The organism is Sorangium sp. So ce1504 (genome assembly GCF_051521635.1).
Classification (GTDB): domain Bacteria; phylum Myxococcota_A; class Polyangia; order Polyangiales; family Polyangiaceae; genus Sorangium; species Sorangium cellulosum_B.
The window spans coordinates 11,127,182-11,144,412 of sequence record NZ_CP150365.1 but is presented as its reverse complement, the minus strand read 5'-3'; the positions used below and the strand labels follow the sequence as shown (position 1 = coordinate 11,144,412).

Here is a 17,231-nt window from a genome sequence, read left to right as displayed (position 1 = left end):
AATGAACAGTATCGCGCAAAAGTTCGACCTGGCGTGTGTCCACCTTGACAGGTGAGCAGTACTGCGCAAAAGTTCGACCGGGTACGCCTGCGCCCGCACGGAAAAGAGGAGATGACGATGCCCATGATCGGACGACAGTGCACGCGCGACGGCAGGACGGTCTGCCTTCGGATGAGTCAGACCGGGCTACCGGTGAATCAAGAGGAGCGCGGGCTCACGCTCGTGTACGGGTGGGCGAGCGAAGAGCGCCGCGCGCAAGGGATCCCCGCGTCGATCCAGGGAGTCGAGTTCCGCACCGACGCGGGCAAGGTCCTCGCGTTCGACTTCTGCCCGTTTTGCGGCGAGAAGCTCGCGGGGAGCACGAGCAGCGTCCGAGCGCCCGTCGCGCGGCGCACCGCGCCGGAAGGCGCCCGCACGGAGTCGCAGCCGGTGGCGGTCGAGCGCACGCAGCGCGCCGGGCGCGCGGTCGAGGCCGTGCCGCCCACCCGTCCGAGCGCGCCGGCGCGCGCGCAAGCGGCGGCGGGCTCGACGACGCTGAAGGTGCTTCGCGAGAAGCTCGGGCTCTCGCAGGCCGAGCTCGGCGAAAAGCTCGGCCTCGCGCGCAGCTCGGTCGCCAACTACGAAAACGGACGGTCACCGCTGTCGCAGCGGCTCCGCAAGTGGGTCGCAAAGCACGAAGCGAAGCTCAACGACGGGGGAAACGGCGCATCCGGCCGCGGGAGCGCGGCCGCCTAGAGCGACGGTCACCCGCTTCGGATACGGGCCCACCTCGGCGTTTTCGGTGCTCAGCGCACCGGAGTGCGCTTGCGCGCCGAAAACGCCGATCTGGGCCCGTCTCCTGTGCGGGTGACCGTCGCTCTGCTCTGCATGTATGACCGCCGCTCTGCTCTGCATGTATGACCGCCGCTCTGCTCTGCATGTATGACCGCCGCTCTGCTCTGCATGTATGACCGCCGCTCTGCTCTGCATGTATGACCGCCGCTCTGCTCTGCACGTCGCAGAGGTGGGCGGAAACCGCTGTAGATCGACGAGGATGAGCGGCCGGAGGCCGTCGCCCGCGCCTGGATCGCGCGGGCGCACTCGTCGCGACAAGCGCCTTGTTCGGCGGTAGAGTGGCCGCCGTTCCCCCCGGAGGCGACGATCGATGAAGACAGCCCTGCTCCGTTCCGCGCTCGCGCTGGGCACCCTGCTCCTGGCCGCCGCCGGGTGCGAGGAGAAGACGACGGCGACCGCGCCCGACGCGAGCGCGGAAGGCCGGGTCGCGAAGCTCTCGGTCGCATCCTATGACCCCACCCGCGAGCTCTACCAGGAGCTCAATCCGGCGTTCGAGCGGTGGTACAAGCAGACGACCGGCAGGGACGTCGACGTGGAGACCGATCACGGCCCGTCGGGCAAGCAGGCGCGCGACATCGCGGCCGGCAAGGAGACGGACGTCGCCGCCCTGTCGGTCGACTTCGACATCGACACCATCGCCAAGGCGGGCCTGCTCCCCGCGACATGGCGGGAGCGCCTGCCGAACGGCTCGGTGCCGTACACGTCCGCCGTCATCTTCCTGGTCCGCAAGGGCAACCCCAAGCAGGTGAAGGGCTGGGAGGACCTCGCGCGACCCGAGGTCGTGGCGCTGTGCCCGGATCCGAAGACCGGCGGCGGGGCGCGGTGGATTTACCTGTCGACCTGGGCGCACGCCGCGCGCAAGGCGAAGGCCGAGGGCCGGACGGACGCGGAGGCCGCGGCGCGCGAGTTCACGGCGAAGGTCTATGACGACGCCATCCTCGACCCGGCCATGCGCGGCTCGTCGACCCGCTTCATCGTGCAGCGCACGGGCGACGTCCTCTTCGGCTGGGAGAACGAGATCCTCCAGATCGCGGCCGATCCGGCCACGGCCGACCAGTTCGAGGTCGTCGTCCCCTCGGACTCGATCACGATCGAGGTCCCCCTCGCGGTCGTCGACAAGGTCGCCGAGCGGCACGGCGTCAAGGACGTCGCCGAGGCGTACGTCCAGTTCCACTTCTCCGACGAGGGCCAGGAGCTCATCGCGAAGCGCTACAACCGCCCGTACAGCGAGGCGATCGCGAAGAAGCACGCGGAGCGGCTCAGGCCGCTCTCGCTGTTCCGGTTCAAGGACCATTTCAGCGACTGGCCGACCGTGATGAGCGTCCACTTCAGCCAGGGGGCCGAGCTCGACAAGATGCGGAAGAAGTGATGTCGCGCCGCGCGCGCGTGCTCCCTGGGCTCTCGCTCTCGCTGGGCGTCACGGTGCTCTACCTGAGCCTCGTGGTCCTCTTGCCGCTCTCCGCGCTGTTCCTGAAGACGGCGGAGCTCGGGTGGGAGCGGTTCTTCCGGGTGATCACGAGCGGCTGGGTCGCCGCGGCCGTGCGGTTCACGCTGGGCGCCTCGCTCGTCGCCGCGCTCCTCAACGTCGTCGTCGGCCTGCTCATCGCGTGGGTGCTCGGCCGGTACACGTTCCCGTTCGCGCGCGTGATCGACGCGGTGATCGACCTGCCCTTCGCGCTGCCCACGGCCGTGGCTGGCATCGCGCTCTCGACGCTGTATGCCGAGAGCGGTCTGCTCGGCGGGTGGCTCTCCGGGCTGGGTTTCCGGTATCCGTGGCCCGCGTGGCGGGGGTTCGCGCACGGCGGGTGGCGCGAGTTGCCGATCGAGTGGACGGTGTACGACAGGATCTCCCTGGCGCCGCTCGGGGTGGTGATCGCGATGGCCTTCGTCGGGCTGCCGTTCGTCGTGCGCACGGTGCAGCCGGTGATCGAGGACCTGAGCCGGGACGTCGAGGAGGCGGCGGCGACGCTCGGCGCCGGCCGGCTCCAGATCTTCCGCGCCGTCGTCTTGCCCGAGCTCGCGCCGGCGCTCCTCACGGGGTTCGCGCTGGCGCTCGCGCGCGGCCTCGGCGAGTACGGGTCGGTGATCTTCATCTCGGGCAATCGGCCGGACACCGAGATCGCGTCCCAGGTGATCATCAAGATGATCGAGGTGAACGAGACTGGCACCTACGCCGACGCGACGGCGGTCGCGGTCCTGCTCCTCGCGGCGTCCTTCGCGCTCCTCCTCGCGATCAACCTGCTCCAGCGCGCCGCCGCGCGCGCCCACGCAGGCAGGGCGGCGGGCTGACCGCCCGCGGCCGGCGGACCCGAGGCACGAGATGCTCGCCGCGCGCTCCCGGGCAGGCAAGGCATTCTCCGCCGAGGGCGGCGGCGCGCGCCGGCTGCTGATCGGCCTGTGCGTGGCGCTCGTCGGCGTGTTCCTCGTCCTCCCGCTGGGGGTGGTGTTCTGGCACGCCTTCAGCGAGGGGCTGAGGGCCTACGGACAGGCGGTCTTCGACCGCGCGACGTTCCACGCGGTGAAGCTCACGCTCTTCACCACGGCCATCGCGGTGCCGCTCAACACGCTCTTCGGCGTCGCGGCGGCGTGGGCCGTCGCCAAGTTCGAGTTCCGGGGCAAGAGCCTGCTCGTCACGCTGATCGATCTGCCGTTCTCGACCTCACCGGTGGTCGCCGGCCTGTGCTTCGTCCTGCTCTTCGGGGCGAACGGGTTCTTCGGCGCGTTCGTGAACAGGACCTATGCGGTGAGCCTCGGGTTCACGAGCCTCGAGGTCTCCACCCGGGTCATCTTCGCCCTTCCTGGCATCGTGCTCGCCACGGTGTTCATCACGTTCCCGTTCGTCGCGCGAGAGCTCATCCCGCTGATGCAGGCCCAGGGGACCGAGGAGGAGCAGGTCGCCCGCGTCCTCGGCGCGAACGGATGGCAGATCTTCTGGCGCGTCACGCTGCCCAACATCCGCTGGGGCCTCCTGTATGGCGTCATCCTGTGCACCGCCAGGGCGATGGGCGAGTTCGGCGCCGTGTACGTGGTCTCGTCGGGCTCGTCCGATCAGGTGACGCTGCCGCTCCACGTCGAGCGCGTCTACTACGCCAACATGGTCCGCGTCGTGCCCGCGTTCGCCGTCGCCAGCCTCCTCGCCGGCGTGTCGGTGATCACGCTGGGCGTGAAGGCGGCGGTGGAGTGGCGGTTCAAGGGCGAGCTGAAGAAGACGGACCGCGGCTAGCGGTCCCGACGCCGGCGAGGCCCGTCCACCAGCCGCTCGAGAGGGCGAGCGCGATCCAGCCCTGCAGATTTGCCCGCAGCTGCGCTGCTTCCGCCGCCGTACAGCCCTGCTCGACGGCGGCAAGGGCCTGCCCGAACGGCAGCTCCCGGCAGCGCTCGAGCAGGCGGGCGAACAGCGGATCCACCGAGGTCGTGGTCGTGCCGGCGGCGCTCCGGGCGAAGACCCACGCGCGGGTGGACGCGTGGCGACGCCTCGCGTCCAGGGGGCCCTCGTCCAGATCGCCGCCCGCGAGCCGCGAGAAGCGCGCGAGGTCCCAGTCCTCGTGGGTCAGCGTGAAGGAGACCGCGAAGCGCAGCCGCGCCTCGGCCAGCGTGGCGAGCTCCTCCGGCGTCGGCCGCCAGAGGCCCTCGAACGGCGACTCGCAGGCGAGCCGCTCCGCCTCGTCCATGCGCAGCGCCTGGCGGACCATCGCGAGCGGCGCCCTGGAGAGCTCGAGCCGCCGGCGCCACGCGTCCTCGTGCCCGCGCGCCGGGCGCTCCGGTTGGCGACCGCGGCGCGCGCCGTCAGGGCCGCGCAGCGCGCTGCGGAGCCGCTCGGCGAACCCGCACGAGCTCTTGTCGATATCGATGTGACGGGGCGGGCACGCCTCGAGGTGCAGCGCGGCCAGGTGATTGAAGTGCCAGCAGCCGATCGCCCGCGACACGCGCGGGAAGCTCGTCTGCAGGCCGGTGAACAGGCGCATCCAGTACTGACGGTGATAGATCGCGAGCCGCTCCGCCGGCGCGAGGCCCCCGGGGCCGCCCTTCACCTGCGCCACGAGCCCCGCGGGATACCGCTCCTGCCGCTCCCGGAACCGGCCCGCGCTCGAGTCGAGCGGCGCTCGGAGGACGGCGGTGAAGTCGCGCTGGAGCTCCCGCAGCCAGCCCGGAGGATCTCCACCTTTCGGGCTCATGGCGATCGCACCTGCCGCGCTTTGTCGAGCTCCGCGAGCGCGATGTGCAAGGGTGGGATCTCCGCGTCCCACTCGAGGAGCGTCGGGAAAGGGCCGCCCCGGCGCCATGCCTCCTCGTAGAGAGACCATACCTCGTCGCACACCGGACGATCGTGGGTGTCGTGCCGCAGGCCCGAGGGCAAGACCTGGTGGCCGGCCAGGTGCACCTGCAAGACCCGGTGCCAGGGCACGCCGTCGAGGTACTCGCGCGGATTGAACCCGTGGTTCTCGCTGGAGACAAAGACGTTGTTGATGTCCAGCATGCACCAGCAGCCGGACTCCTCGATCACGCGGCGATAGAACTCCCACTCAGGCATCGTGTCGCGCTCCCACCCGACGTAGGAAGACAGGTTCTCGATGCCGAAGGGGACGCCGAGGGCCTCCTGGACCTCGAACGCCCGGCCGGCGGCGTACGGGATCAGCTCCGGATCGTACGGCGCCGGCAGGAGGTCGTGGTGCGTCACGCCCTCGAACGCCGTCCAGCAGAGGTGATCCGTGAAATAGGGGATCCGGAGCTCCTGGATCAGATCCTTGAGCCGGGACAGGTGATCCCGGTCGAGGGGGGCTTCGCCGAGCAGGTTCAGCGAGACGCCGTGGGCGACGATCGGAGTGCGCTCGGCGATGCGCCGGAGCCGCTCCCGGGGCAGCGGCGACGCGCCGAGGTAGTTCTCCGCGATGATCTCGAAGAAGCCCAGCGGGGGCCGGAGCCGCTCGATCGCGTCGTAGTGCGGCGGGCGCAGCCCGAGGCCGAGCGCGCCTCGCGGGAGCGCACGCTCCATGGGCGCCTGGCTGCCGGCCAGGCCTCGCGGCGCGCTCATCGGCGGCTCAGTTGCTCGGCTCGATGGGGTCGGCTGGCGCCATCGGGTCGAAGCTTTTGCCCTCGGGCGTCAGGGTGCGCAGGTAGGCGATCAGCCGATCGATCTCAGCGAGCGAGAGCAGGTGGTAGGAGCCGGGCATGTTCGAGTAGGCGTAGCCTTCGGGGTGGACGCCGTCGATCCCGAACGCGATGATGGACTGCAGGTAGAGATCCGAGCGGCGCTCCCAGAACTCGGCGACGTAGGTGGCCATGTCCTCGGTGGGCCGCACCTTCACGCCGAACGAGCCCGCCGAGCCGGAGTGGCAGTGGTCGCACGTCGCCGCCTTGAACGCCGCGGGGCCGTCTCGATCCTGATCCTCGGCGGTCTCCACGCAGCTCCAGCCCGAGCATCCGTTCATGGCGCGGCAGGTATGCTCGTAAAGCTCGTTCCAGGACTGGTAGACCATGCCGCGGCAGCTGTTCGAGTGGCTGCAGGATGAATTGATCTGGACCACGCCGGGGCGCGCGGGGCCCGTCAGCGACGCGGACCTGGCGCACGCCGCGGCGAACTCGGCGAGCGAGATCTGGCCGTCGCCGTCCTCGTCCATGAGGTCGATCGCGTCCACCAGGTCGGGCTCCGGGCCAGCGTTCCATACGAGCGTCTTGACCGGCGCGTCGGACTTGTCGCAGTTCGAGTCGACGTTATCGAGATTGCGCTCCTCGGCGTCGGGGTGGACGGTGTTGTTGAAGTCGTCGCAGTCGCCCTCGCGCGGGGTGAAGCCGTCCCTGTCGTGGTCGCTGTCCTCGTCATCCACGGGCTCGCCGCCGCCGCCCGCGCCAGAGCCGGTCACGGCGGGCTCCTCGCCGCCGGAGCCGCCGGTCCCGGCGGGAGACTCGCCGCCGCCGCCGCCGGACCCAGCCGGCGTCACAGCGTCGTCGTCGCCGCAGCCTGGAGCAAAGGCGGTGAAGCTGGCGAGCGCCAGCGCAAGCAAGGTGGATCTCGGCGATTGGGTCATGGTGGTCGTCGTGCCTCCGAAGGAACGCGCAGGGCCCCCTTGCTGGCTGCCCGGCGCACGACCTGTGGCACGGCTGCCGTGCGCGGAATATGCGGCAAGTTGTCGCGGGCCCGTCGTCCACCGGACGGATCGTCGCTGTACAAGCTGGCGTCCCGCGTGGCTCCCGCGTCCGCGCCGCGAGGAAGGGGCATCGCGTCTATGGCCGGTCCGCGGGGCTCGCCGCCCGCGCTGATGGTGCGCCGACGGTGAGATAGCCCATGAGCGCGTCGGTGATCGCCCGCCGGAGCGCGCCGTCGTCGACGCCCGCGGGCGGATCGAGGGCCGCTGCGTGGACGAGCTCCTCGAACATGCGCAGGACAACGTAGGTGGCGAGATCGAGATCCGGCTGGACGATCTCCGAACCGTGGCGCGACAGCAGCCGCCGGGTGCAATCGACGACCGCCCGGCTGGCCGCGCTCAGCGTGCGCTGTTGCTCCAGCGTCGGGAGGTCGGCGTGGAGGAGCCGTTGCAGCCGCGGCTCCGACCGGTGGAGCTCGAGGCTCCTCTCGACGAGCGCCTCCGTCGCTCCGCGCAGCGAGACGCCGTCGGCCGCTGCGTCCACCTGCTCGACGAGCCGCAGCATGTGGCGCACGTGGCGCTCGTGCAGCGCGGTGACGAGGGCGTCCTTGTTCGGGAAGTACTGGTACACCGACCCGACGCTCACCCCTGCGACCTTGGCGACCTGGTTCGTGTTCGCCCCGTCGTAGCCGTGCGCGTCGAAAACGCGAGCCGCGGCCTCGACGATGGTCTCCACGAGGAAGCGCGAGCGCGCCTGGCGAGGCTCTTTGCGCGGCTTTTCTGGGCGCTTCATCGTCTCTCCCGAACGCGAGTCTCCGCGTTTTGCCCTGTCGCTAGACTGGTGGGGCATGATCACCTCGAACGCACCCTCGCGCAATCTGCTCCCGCCGGTCCTGCTCCTCCTCGTGGTGGCGGTCATGTGGCTGACTCACGCCGTGCTGCCGTTCCCGCCGGTGCTCCCGGCGTCGACTCGCTGGCTCGGCGCCTTGCCGCTGGCGATCGGCGTCGTCATGGCGGTCGCGGCTCGGGCGCAGTTCGCGCGGGCCGCGACGGAGATCAACACCTTTGCCGAGCCCACGCGGCTCGTGACCGGCGGGCTGTTCCGGTGGTCCAGGAATCCGATGTACCTCGGGATGGGCCTCGCGGCCGCGGGTATGGCGGCGTTGAGCGGCGCGGCGACGTCGTTCCTGCTCGCGGCGGTCTTCGTCGCGATCGTCGACCGCTGGTACATCGCGTTCGAGGAGCGGCGGCTGCGCGCCCGGTTCGGCGCTGCCTACGAGACCTACGCCCGGTCGACGCGGCGCTGGGTCTGACGGCGCGCGCCGCCGAGCAGCCATCCATCGCCGATCGCAGGAATGCGGCGCAGGATTCGAGCGCAGCGGCCGAATGGAAGGAAGCAAAAGAGGTTGCGAGCGCAGAAAGAACGAAGCGAGTATCGCCGGATGACAGGCATGCTTCGCGATGGGCTGCGGATCGTCTGCGCAACGGCCGTGGTGCTCACGGTGGCACCGGCGAGCGCCATGCAGCCTGCGTCCGGGGCCTCACCTGCGCCCGCTGCGCCGCCGAGCGGTCCGGCCGCGGCGCCGCCCGCGCCGGCTCCGGGCGTCGCCGCGGCAGCGCCCCTTCAGCCGCCGACGGCGCCAGGCGACGAAGGCGCGCCACCAGCCGGGGTTGCGCCGACCGGAGCTCCCCAGGCGCCCGCGCGGTGGACGACGAGCCCGGGTCCCTGGCAGCCCGGGAGCGCTCCTGGTCGCGAGCGATCCGAGCCGAAGCGCACCTGGTACGGCTGGCAGCACCTCCTCGTGCTCAGCGGGACCGTCGTGCTCGGGCCCCTCGCCGCCACCACGGAGAACGAGGTGTTCGGCTGGATGGCCACCGGCTCCGTCATGCTCGGCGGCCCGGTCACCCACTGGGCCAACGGCCATCTCGGCATGGGCTTCGTCAGCCTCGGCCTCAACGCCGGCTGCACGATCGGCGGCGGCCTGATCGGCGTGGCCATCGGCAGCGCCTCGGACGCCGGCGACTGGGGCGCGCTCGGGGGCATGTACATCGGCAGCGGCCTCGGGCTGATCACGGCCAACATCCTCGACGTCGCGCTCCTCGAGTACGAGGAGCAGCCCACGGCGGCCGAGACCTACGAGTACATCCGCCTCCGCCCGCCGCGGCTCCGGCTGGCGCCGCACGTCGCCCTCGCGCCGGGCGGCACCACCTTCGGCCTCCGCGGCGCCTTCTGAGGGGGCGGCGCCGGGCGCGCGCCTCGGGCGGCGCTTCGGCCTGGCCCGGCTGCGGCGGGGGTGTAGCATCCGCGCGTGTTCATTCCGAGATCAGGTGCACGACGGCTCGCGCTCGCCGCGCTCCTCGCGCTCGCCGCGCTCCCGGGTTGCGGCGGCGCGGAGCGGCAGGAACCCCAGTTCGCCGATTCTCCCGCGGTCCCGCTCCCCGGGCCCCCGGGCAGCTCCTCCGGCGCGCCGCTGCTCGACGCGCCCGGCGGCGCGCCGGAGCAGCTGCCCGGCGTGGATACGACCGAGCTCGTCCGCCGCGAGCGCGATACCTGGTGGCAGCTCGTCTCGCAGCTCTACGCGCCGTGCCCCGATCAGGCGGTGTCGCTCGCGCAGTGCGTCCGCGAGTCGCGCGCCTGCGCGGCCTGCGCGCCCGCCGCGCAGCTCCTCGCCGACAAGATCCGCGGCGGCGCGAGCGGCGCGGAGGCCCAGGCCGCGTACGGCGTGAGGTTCGGTCCGAACGTGAAGCAGATCGACCTCGCCGACTCGCCCTCTCGCGGGCCGGAGCGCGCGTCGATCCAGATCGTCGTGTGGTCGGACTTCGAGTGCCCCTCCTGCGGGCGGGCGGTCCCGCACCTCGACGAGGTGGTCGAGCGCCACGCGCCGTACGTCAGGCTGATCCACAAGGTGTACCCGCTGCGATCGCACCCGCACGCCGACGCCGCGGCGCGCGCGGCCATCGCGGCGCACCGCCAGGGCCGCTACTGGCCGATGGAGCGCCTCCTGTTCGAGAACCAGCAGCGGCTCGAGGAGAAAGACCTGCTCGGCTACGCGCAGAAGGTCGGCCTCGACATGGCCCGGTTCCAGGCCGACATGGCGGGCGAGCCCGCCGCCCGGGTGGTCGCGCGCGACAAGGCCGAGGCCGACCGCGCCGGGCTCTCGGGGACGCCGTTCATCGTCATCAACGGGCGGGAGTTCGATCTGGCGCTGTTCAGCCTGCAGGGCGAGCTCGACCGGTGGATCGAGACCGAGCTCGCGATCCTCGGAGGGCGCGAGGCGGCGCCCGGGGGCGGCGCGCCGCGCGACGCGAAGTAGGGCGCGCCGCGCGGCGTGGCCGGGGCGCGCGCCTGCGGGTCGCGCTCGGTCGACGATTGACCCCCTCCGCCGGGTGACACCGGGGCGGCGGCGCGCCGCCGCCCCGGTGGGCCCCAGATCGAGATCGGCTAGCTGGGCCGGCTCTTCTCGGACATCTGGCCGCCGCCAGCGCTCGTCCCCTGCGAGGGCCCGCCGCTCTTGATCTCGACCGAGCGGCCGCGCTGCTGCTGCTGCGGCAGCTTCAGACAGACCTCGAGGACGCCGTTCTCGAACCTCGCGTCCACGTCGTCGGCCTGCACGCCCTCGGGCAGCGGGATGGCGCGCGTGAACGACCCGTAGCTGCGCTCGGTGTAGCTCACCCCCTCGCGCTGCTCCTGCTGCTCCTGCCGGCGCTCGCCCTCGATGATCAGGGTGTCGTCGCGGAGCTCCACCCGGATGTCGTCCTTGGTGACGCCGGGGAGATCGGCCTTGACCACGAGCTGACCGTTGCGCTCGCCCAGCTCGATGCGCGGCGACCAGAGGCCGCCCGCGAGGGACGAGAGACCCCGGCCGCCACCAGGCTCACCCATCGTGCGGCCCTGCCTGAACGGCGAGAGCAACCCTCCGAAGCCGAAGTCGTCGAACATGCGATCCATGTCCTCCATCATCCGGCTCATCATCGCGAACGGGTTGAAGACGCCGCCTGCCGCGCCGTACCGCCCCATCTGACCGCCGCCCTGCTGACGCTGCAGCCCGGTGGACTGACCGCCGGCCCCCTGGGAAGGGGTCTGACCTGTCGCCTGGCTGCCGGGCTTGCCTTGCTGCGACTTGCTCACGGACACGTCCTGGCCTGTCGGCTGACGCTGCTGTTCCGCCATGAGAACCTCCTTTCTTGCGAACGTTGCCAACGTCGGACTTGCAAGTGTGGTGCCGTGTCGCGAGCGTGAACCAACGTAGATGACGTGGCCTGTCGACGCCGCGCCCGCTGGCCGTGTCCGCCATGGCGCGCCGCGCAGGCCGGCGCGGAGCGCCACACGGGCGCGCCGTCCTCGGCAGCGCGCGCCGGGGCCGAGCTCGCGCAGGCGCCGCTGCGCCCGGGAGCCCGGTGGAATCGCTCACCGCCACCCCGCCAGGATCTCCTCGAAGCGCTCCAGACTGCACGGCTTCTGCAGCACCGGACGGCTGAGATCGGACTCGCGCAACCCAGCTTTGCCATATCCGGTCAGGAAGACGAACGGGATGCCTCGCTCGCTCAGGATGTCGGCCACCGGATAGACCTTCTCGCCGGCGATGTTGACGTCCAGGCTCGCCCCGTCGATCTCGGCGGCGCGGGCCAGGCGCGTCGCGTCCTTCATGTTCAGCGCCGGGCCGATCACCACACAGCCGAGGTCGGTCAGGGCGTCCTCGAGGGACGAGGCGATCATGGGCTCGTCCTCGACGATGAGGACACGCAGCCCCTCCAGCCCACGTTCGCCTCCTGGGACCGGGTTCATCCTACGCCCACGCGCTCGAGGGGCAGGTCCATCACGCAACGTACGCCGCCAGGCAGGTAGTCGAGGCGCACCTCCGTGGCGAGCTGGCGCCCGAGATCGCGCTCGATCAGGCGTGAGCCGAAGCCCTTGCGGCGCGGCGGCCGGACAGGCGGCCCGTCCGTCTCCTGCCATTCCAGGTGGAGCAGGCGCTCGTGCGCCTGGGTGATCACGTCCCATGTGACCGCGACGTGGCCGGACGGCTGCGATAACGCTCCGTACTTGGCCGCGTTGCTCGCCAGCTCGTGAAAGACCATGCCGAGCGTCACCGCCGCCTCCGGGCGGAGGCGCACGTCCTGGCCGACCAGGCGGACGCGCTCGGCGTCGCCGCTGGCGTGCGGCGCCAGCTCGGAGCGGACGACGTCGTGGAGGTCGGCGCCCTGCCACGCGGTCTGGTTCAGGAGGTTGTGGGTCTGGGACAGGGCGAGCAACCGGGCGAGGAAGGCGCTCGTGAAGGCCTTGGGCGAGTCCGCCATGCGGAGCGTCTGCACGGCGATCGCCTGGACGATCGCCAGCGTGTTCTTCACCCGATGGTTCAGCTCGTTCATCAGGAGCTTCTGGCGCTCCTCCGCCTGCTTGCGCTCGGTCACGTCGAGGACGAACGCCACCCCCTGGCTCTCCGACCCCTCGAACCGCGCGCCGCCGATCACCACCGGGACGCGGCCGCCGTCCTTTCGGAAATACTCCTTCTCCAGCGGCCTGAATTCACCTGTCATGCGGACATGTTCGAGCGTCCGCTGGGTCGTCTCCTTGAACTCCGGCGGCGTGAGATCTGCCCAGCGGATGTTCCCCGAGGTCAGATCTTCACGGCTGTAGCCGAGCATGCACAGGAGCGCGTCGTTCGCGTCGATGACCCTGCCGTCGAGGTCCCAGACGGCGATCCCGATGATGTTGGAGTCCACCAGGCGCCGGATGCGCGCCTCTCTCTCCCGCAGCGCCAGCTCCGCCCGCCTGCGCTCGCCGTTCTCTTGCTGGAGCTGGGTGTAGAGGCGCGCGTTCTCCAGCGAGATGGCGGACTGGGAGGCCAGGAGCTCCAGCACCTCGATCCGATCCGCGGTGAAGGCGCGCGGGGTCAGGTTGTTCTCCAGGTAGAGCACGCCGACCAGCGTGCCCTGCTTCACCAGGGGGAGGCAGAGCACGGAGCGGGGGCGCCGCCCGCGCACGTAGGCGTCTTCCGAGTACAGGTTGGGCACGGCGGCGTCGTCCAGGATCACGCTCTCTCGCGTGCGGATGACGTACTGGAGGATGGCGGTGGGGAGATCGCTCGAGGTGACGGGCGTCTGGCGAAGGGTGACCTCGACCCGGCCGCGCCGGGTGACGACCTCGGCCTCGACGTCGTGCGCGGCGTGCGAGGCGCTCGACGCGCGGATCAGCAGCCCCCGCTCGGCGCCCGCGTGCTCGACCGCGATCGTCAGCAGGGCCTCGATCACCCGGTCGAGGTTCAGCTCGCCAGACACCGCCTGCGAGGCCCTGAGCATGGTCATGAAGTCGAGCCCCGGGCGAGCGCCGTGACCCACGGCGGCGCCGCGGACGCCGGCGCCTCCGTCCCGCGCGAGGTCGGTCCGCCTGCGCAGCGCCTCCGGCCCGAGCGCGTGCGGAAAGTCCCTCTCGAGGCGCAGCATCGGCCGCACGGCGCCCCAGCGCGCATAGAGCCTGTGCGCCTCGGTCATGTAGGCGCGCGCGACGAACGCCCTGCCCAGGTCGAGGTAGTGTCGAGCGCAGAGCTCGTTGGCCAGCGCCTCGTCGTGCAGGAAATGGCCCTCCCGCGCGGCCGCGATCCCCTGGTCGTAGAGGGCGCCCGCGCCCTCTCGCCGCTCGCTCCGGGCGACCTCGGCCTTCAGGATCAAGCTGCGGTGGCGGTGGCTCTCCGGGCCGAGCGCCGCCCACGACTCCACCTTGCGCGCGCAGTCCCCGAGCCTCGCGAGGTACGCCGCCCTGAGCGCGGGGGCGGCGGCGCACGCGGCCCGTGAGAACGAAAGCCCGCCGTAGAAATGATAACAAGGGCTCGCGTGCCACGCGGCGAGCATGCCGAGGCTGGCCGGATCGGTCGAGCCCCAGATCTCGGCCACCTCCTCGTACGCGCCCTGGAACACGCCGGCGTGGACCTTGAAGACGTTCACGAAGTAGAGCGACGCCCGGTTGTCGATGCTGCGGGCGGCCTCGGTGACCGCGTCGATGTCGACCCACGCCCCGCGCTTCCAGTCGCCCTCGTCCGGCGTGCTCAGGTATTCGCAGAGCTGCCCGACGGCCCCGACGATCCACGTGATCGCGTTGAACTTGTCGAGCTTGCAGAGCGGCAGATACAGCGTCGCCTCCTCGATGACGTCGTGGAGGTGCTCCCCCCGGAGGAGGCCGTTCATGCTCGCGTTGCACGCATTGTAGAAGGCCCAGATGTACTGCCCCGTCTCCATGCCGGCGTGGACGCCCTTGCGCAGGGACGCCTTCGAGCTCTCGTAGGTATCCATCCAGTGCTGGACCCACGCTCCCCACATGTTGCACAGCATGGACTCGGACTTCGCGTCCGGGTGGCGCTCGTTCAGGCGGACCGCCGCCCGGCCGAACTCGTACCCCTTCTCGATGTCGAGCCCGGCGCACAGGAGCGTCCCGAAGTTCACGTAGGCGTAGATCGAGTTCCTCGAGATGCCATGGGTCAGCGAGTTCTGGAGCGCCTTCATCACCGTGATGCCGAAGTTGTTCGTGCCGAGCTGGTAGGTCGGCGAGAACATCTCCTGGAGCACGTCCTGCAGGGCGGCGATCTCGGGATCGTCGAGCGCGGGCAGATCGACGAGCGACGCGATCGGGCGGTCGCCGATCATCGCGATCGTCCGCTCCATCTCGGCCATGAGCGCGTCGTCGTCCGGATAAGGCGGCAGGTGGATGTCGTACGCCCCGAGCGCGGCGAGCCCCTCTTCCATGGCGGCGGGCAGGTCGTTCTTCAGGATCTCCACGTTCATCTTCAGGCGGCGCACCTCCGTCTTGTGGAGGCGCCCCACCGCTCTTTCGAAGGTCCCCGAGAGGGTGGAGAGCGCGTCGTCGTGGCGTCCGCAGAGCGACTCCAGGAGCCCCTTCTTCGTGTGGTAGGTGAAGGTCAGCTCGTACCTGGAGGTCCACGCGTCTCCGGGCAGCATGGATATGCCATGTTCCAGGTACCTGAGGGCCGCGGTGAAGGCCGACGACTCCTGGGCGCGCCCGGCCGCCTGGAGGTTGAGCCTGGCCGATTCCATGCGCTCTTCCGGCGCGCGGATCAGACCGCCGGCGCTGTTCAGGTGATTGACGACGTCGAACAGATCGCGCCCCTCGTCGGAGCGCGGCTTGCCGAGCAGGAGCTTCCCGATCCGGTAGTGAAACGCCGCCCTGTCTCCCTCCGGGATCAGCGAGTACGCGGCCTCCTGGATCTTGTCGTGCGCGAATCGAACCTGCTCGTCCGCGCTCACGATCAGGCCCTCGGCGACGGCGTGGTCGAGGCTCGCGTACGTCTCGTCGGGGGGCCGCTCGCTGACGGTGTTCAGGACGTCCATCTCGAACGTGTTGCCGATCGCCGAGGCCAGCCGGAGCACCCGCTGCGTCGCCTGCGGCAGGCGCCGGATGGTCTCCGCCATGAGGCTCAGGACGTTATCGGTGCACTCCAGCCGCTCGATCTGGGGCAGGTCCCAGCGCCAGCCCGCCGGTGGATCGAAGACCAGCGCCTTCGTGTCGTAGAGGTGCCGCATGAACTGCTTCACGAAGAACGGGTTGCCCCCGGTCTTCTTCAGGATCGCGCCCGCGAGCGCCTCTCCGCCGCTTGTCTGCAGGCTGTCGTTGATGAGCTCGGTCAGGTGCGCGAGGCCGAGGGGCGCGAGGACGATGTCGCGCGCCTCCAGGCCGCCCTTCGTGAGCTGCTCCAGGGCGACGAGGAAGGGGTGGGTCGGGCTCACCTCGTTGTCGCGGTAAGCGCCGCAGAAGAAGAGCGACTCCACGTCCTCTCTCGCGAGGACGCTCGTGAGCAGGCTCAGGCTGGCCGAGTCCACCCACTGTAGATCGTCGAGGAAGATGGCCAGCGGGTGGGCGTGCCGGGCGAAGACGGACACGAAGTTGTGGAAGTAGAGGATGAAGCGGTTCTGGGCCTCGACCGGGCCGAGCGCGGGGACGGGCGGCTGCTCGCCGATGAGGTGCTCGAGCGACGGGAGGACGTCGCAGATCACCTGTCCGTTGGTCCCGAGGGCGCCCAGGATGGCGTCCCGCCACCGCGTGATCCGCTCCTCGCTCTCGGAGAGGAGCTGCCTGACGAGCGTGTCGAACGCGTGGACGATGGCGCTGTAGGGCGTGTCGCGGTTGACCTGATCGTACTTCCCGCTGATGTAGTAGCCCTTCTCGCGCACCAGCGGCTTCAAGATCTCCTGGACCAGCGACGACTTGCCGATGCCCGAATAGCCCGAGACGAGGACGATCGTGCGCTTGCCCCGCAGCACGTCGTCGAACGCGTCGACGAGCTTCCGGATGTCTCCTTCGCGGCCGTAGAGCTTCTGGGGGAGCCGGAAGAGGTCTCTCCTGTCGTGGCGGCCAGGGCTGAACGCTGCTATCTGGCCGCCGCGCTGCCATCGCGCTCGGATCTCCTCCAGATCGGCCCTCAGCCCCTCGGCGCACTGGTAGCGGTCCTCGGCGTTCTTGCTGAGGAGCTTCATCGTGACGGCGGAGAGCGCGTCGGGCACCTCCGGGTCGAGCTCCGAGGGGGCGACGGGCGTCACGGCGATGTGGGCGTGCATCAGCTCGAGGGGGTCGAGCGCCTCGAACGGCCTTCGCCCCGCGAGCACCTCGTAGAGGACGACGCCGAACGAGTACATGTCGGTGCGGTAATCCACGCTCCGGTTCATGCGGCCGGTCTGCTCCGGCGATGTATAGGGGAGCACCTTCGAGAGGACGCGGCGGCAATAGATCTCCTCCTTCTCGCGCGTCACGATGGACTCCACGCCGAAGCCCGTGAGCTTCACCTGACCGTCCTCTCCGAGCAGGATGTTCGGAGGCCTCACGTCGCCATGGATGAGGCCATGGCGATGGATGTCGGCCAGGGCCTCGGCCACGGGGATCAAGACGTCCAGCGACGCGCGGACGCCCAGCTTGCAGGCCGTCCTCGCGGACAGCGGGGCGCTCGGGAAATACTCGGTGACGAGCGCCAGCCCGTCCTCGTGCTCCTCGACGGCGTACACCTTGACGACCCTCGCCGAGTCGACCTGCCGTATCGCGCGGTAGGCGTGCCTGAAGCGCATGATATCGCCGGCGCGGGCGTAATCGGTGTGCAGCATCCTGATCGCCACGTCGATGCCGTCGGCGTCCCGATGGGCTCGATACGTGGTGGAGCCCGGGCCCTCGCCGGTCTTCGCGGTGACGTGATACCCCCTGAGCTGGGCTGTGCCTGGTCGCACCGAGAGCGCGCGCCCAGGCTCGACGGAGCGAGCCTCCTGGGCAGCAGGTCGATTCCATGCCTCCGATGAGCCCTGCATCTCGGGGGCGTTTGA

At 70.6% G+C, this 17,231-nt stretch carries 14 protein-coding genes; 7 read left to right on the top strand and 7 right to left on the bottom strand.

Going from position 1 to position 17,231, the window contains the following annotated elements:
- Positions 1–117: 117 nt before the first annotated feature.
- The 4 genes from WMF39_RS42000 (at position 118) to cysW (ending at position 4,057) form a co-directional block, all read left to right on the top strand.
- Complete coding sequence (locus WMF39_RS42000) at positions 118–735, top strand: helix-turn-helix domain-containing protein (protein WP_437742058.1); 618 nt, start codon at positions 118–120, stop codon at positions 733–735.
- A 409-nt stretch (positions 736–1,144) separates the two neighbouring features.
- A complete protein-coding gene (locus tag WMF39_RS41995; RefSeq protein WP_437742057.1) occupies positions 1,145–2,203 on the top strand; it encodes a sulfate ABC transporter substrate-binding protein in 1,059 nt (352 codons plus the stop codon).
- Positions 2,203–3,123: an ABC transporter permease subunit gene (locus WMF39_RS41990; protein WP_437742056.1), complete on the top strand. Its 921-nt coding sequence runs from the start codon at positions 2,203–2,205 to the stop codon at positions 3,121–3,123. The genes WMF39_RS41995 and WMF39_RS41990 overlap by 1 nt, the downstream gene beginning before the upstream one ends.
- A gap of 31 nt (positions 3,124–3,154) precedes the next feature.
- Complete coding sequence (gene cysW / locus WMF39_RS41985; protein ID WP_437742055.1) at positions 3,155–4,057, top strand: sulfate ABC transporter permease subunit CysW; 903 nt, start codon at positions 3,155–3,157, stop codon at positions 4,055–4,057.
- Here cysW and WMF39_RS41980 read toward each other — a convergent pair.
- The 4 genes from WMF39_RS41980 to WMF39_RS41965 all read right to left on the bottom strand — a co-directional run bounded on the left by WMF39_RS41980 (position 4,023) and on the right by WMF39_RS41965 (position 7,710).
- Positions 4,023–5,009, bottom strand: coding sequence for an HvfC/BufC N-terminal domain-containing protein (locus WMF39_RS41980; protein WP_437742054.1), 987 nt, complete (start codon positions 5,007–5,009; stop codon positions 4,023–4,025). The genes cysW and WMF39_RS41980 overlap by 35 nt on opposite strands.
- A complete protein-coding gene (locus WMF39_RS41975) occupies positions 5,006–5,866 on the bottom strand; it encodes a DUF692 domain-containing protein (protein ID WP_437742053.1) in 861 nt (286 codons plus the stop codon). The genes WMF39_RS41980 and WMF39_RS41975 overlap by 4 nt, the downstream gene beginning before the upstream one ends.
- 7 nt (positions 5,867–5,873) lie before the next feature.
- On the bottom strand, positions 5,874–6,860 hold the full coding sequence (locus tag WMF39_RS41970; protein ID WP_437742052.1) for a c-type cytochrome: 987 nt from the start codon (positions 6,858–6,860) through the stop codon (positions 5,874–5,876).
- Between the two features lie 196 nt (positions 6,861–7,056).
- On the bottom strand, positions 7,057–7,710 hold the full coding sequence (locus tag WMF39_RS41965; protein ID WP_437742051.1) for a TetR/AcrR family transcriptional regulator: 654 nt from the start codon (positions 7,708–7,710) through the stop codon (positions 7,057–7,059).
- A gap of 55 nt (positions 7,711–7,765) precedes the next feature.
- Between WMF39_RS41965 and WMF39_RS41960 the strand changes: the two genes are divergently transcribed.
- The 3 genes from WMF39_RS41960 (at position 7,766) to WMF39_RS41950 (ending at position 10,231) form a co-directional block, all read left to right on the top strand.
- Positions 7,766–8,230: a methyltransferase family protein gene (locus WMF39_RS41960; RefSeq protein WP_437742050.1), complete on the top strand. Its 465-nt coding sequence runs from the start codon at positions 7,766–7,768 to the stop codon at positions 8,228–8,230.
- Between the two features lie 129 nt (positions 8,231–8,359).
- Complete coding sequence (locus tag WMF39_RS41955; protein WP_437742049.1) at positions 8,360–9,151, top strand: hypothetical protein; 792 nt, start codon at positions 8,360–8,362, stop codon at positions 9,149–9,151.
- Between the two features lie 75 nt (positions 9,152–9,226).
- The gene (locus WMF39_RS41950) at positions 9,227–10,231 is read left to right on the top strand and encodes a DsbA family protein (RefSeq protein ID WP_437742048.1); all 1,005 of its coding nucleotides are present in this window, start codon (positions 9,227–9,229) and stop codon (positions 10,229–10,231) included.
- 128 nt (positions 10,232–10,359) lie between these two features.
- Here the strand turns inward: WMF39_RS41950 and WMF39_RS41945 are convergent, their stop codons facing one another.
- The 3 genes from WMF39_RS41945 to WMF39_RS41935 all read right to left on the bottom strand — a co-directional run bounded on the left by WMF39_RS41945 (position 10,360) and on the right by WMF39_RS41935 (position 17,138).
- A complete protein-coding gene (locus WMF39_RS41945; protein WP_437742047.1) occupies positions 10,360–11,088 on the bottom strand; it encodes an Hsp20/alpha crystallin family protein in 729 nt (242 codons plus the stop codon).
- Between the two features lie 237 nt (positions 11,089–11,325).
- On the bottom strand, positions 11,326–11,634 hold the full coding sequence (locus WMF39_RS41940; RefSeq protein ID WP_437742046.1) for a response regulator: 309 nt from the start codon (positions 11,632–11,634) through the stop codon (positions 11,326–11,328).
- Positions 11,635–11,699: 65 nt separating this feature from the next.
- The gene (locus WMF39_RS41935) at positions 11,700–17,138 is read right to left on the bottom strand and encodes an AAA family ATPase (protein WP_437742045.1); all 5,439 of its coding nucleotides are present in this window, start codon (positions 17,136–17,138) and stop codon (positions 11,700–11,702) included.
- Positions 17,139–17,231 lie beyond the last annotated feature (93 nt).